This window comes from Aliivibrio sp. 1S128 (assembly GCF_001691065.1).
Taxonomy (GTDB): Bacteria; Pseudomonadota; Gammaproteobacteria; order Enterobacterales; family Vibrionaceae; genus Aliivibrio.
Map to the genome: position 1 here is coordinate 1 of NZ_MAJV01000084.1, position 990 is coordinate 990.

The 990-nt window shown below is 30.4% G+C and carries 2 protein-coding genes; both read right to left on the reverse strand.

Going from position 1 to position 990, the window contains the following annotated elements; translation table 11 throughout:
- Window positions 1-22 precede the first annotated feature (22 nt).
- Window positions 23-343: a hypothetical protein gene (locus tag A6E03_RS10180; protein ID WP_065600803.1), complete on the reverse strand. Its 321-nt coding sequence runs from the start codon at window positions 341-343 to the stop codon at window positions 23-25.
- Complete coding sequence (locus A6E03_RS10185; RefSeq protein WP_141677259.1) at window positions 343-840, reverse strand: hypothetical protein; 498 nt, start codon at window positions 838-840, stop codon at window positions 343-345. The genes A6E03_RS10180 and A6E03_RS10185 overlap by 1 nt, the downstream gene beginning before the upstream one ends.
- Between the last annotated feature and the right edge of the window lie 150 nt (window positions 841-990).

Sequence of the window (990 nt, forward strand, 5' to 3'; positions counted from 1 at the left end):
GATGCATTTGTTATATTTTAGATTACAGCCCCATTGATGCCATTTGGATTTTAGAACGCCAAACTAGAGAAGCTTTAGATGCACATACTGCATATTGATCTTTATTGTTTTTTAAGTGTCTAAATAAAGCCTTTGCAGCTTCCTTTCCTAACCAACTAAGAGGATTTGAACCGTATGGATGAGGTCTTGGAATAAAATCCATGGCTTTAGAACATTTTTCAGTTTCTAACACCATAAGAATAACTTGCTTTGCTACTTCATCGTTAATCTCCCATGAATGAGCTTGATTCCCATATAGTGCAACTAAAAATTCAGTTAAGTTATCACGATTATATATATCCATTATTTCCTCACTATTGAATTAGTTAATAAATTAAAAGCATTTCTATCTCCATTTACAATTAACAAATTAAGTACTTTTTTATTTGTTGTAATAAAAATGAAGCCTTGTTTTTTATTCTTATTAAATCCGCCAAACAACGAACTGTCATCGCCAATTAAGTGAAATTCCTTTTCATTAGTACCAAACACATTAGCTTGTTCTATAACATGTTGTATTAAATCAGGTCTCAGCTTGGAGCGAATAGATGGCTTGAAAATGGAATAAAAAAAGTCAATTTCAACACCAGTAATATCAATATCATTATAATACTTCCCATACGTAATTGTCTCATGTGAAACAATGAACTCTGGGTATCTCAATGTTAATAAATTTGGTGAATGTAATATATTTAATGGTTCTTGAAGTGATAGTTTGATCTTTGATGATAAATTAAAGTCTACCGCATACACATTTAAAGATAGAAAATACAATAAACACGTCATTAAGAATCTCTTCATTGTAACACCCTCTCTATTATGGAAAAGAAAAGATTATCCCAAAAAAGAAAAGCGCACCCATTAAAGGTTTATCTCTACGAGCTATTTTGAAATTTTTCTTGAAACAGGTGTAATTATTAATTTTGCCATTAAAATATAACGCCGCAATAA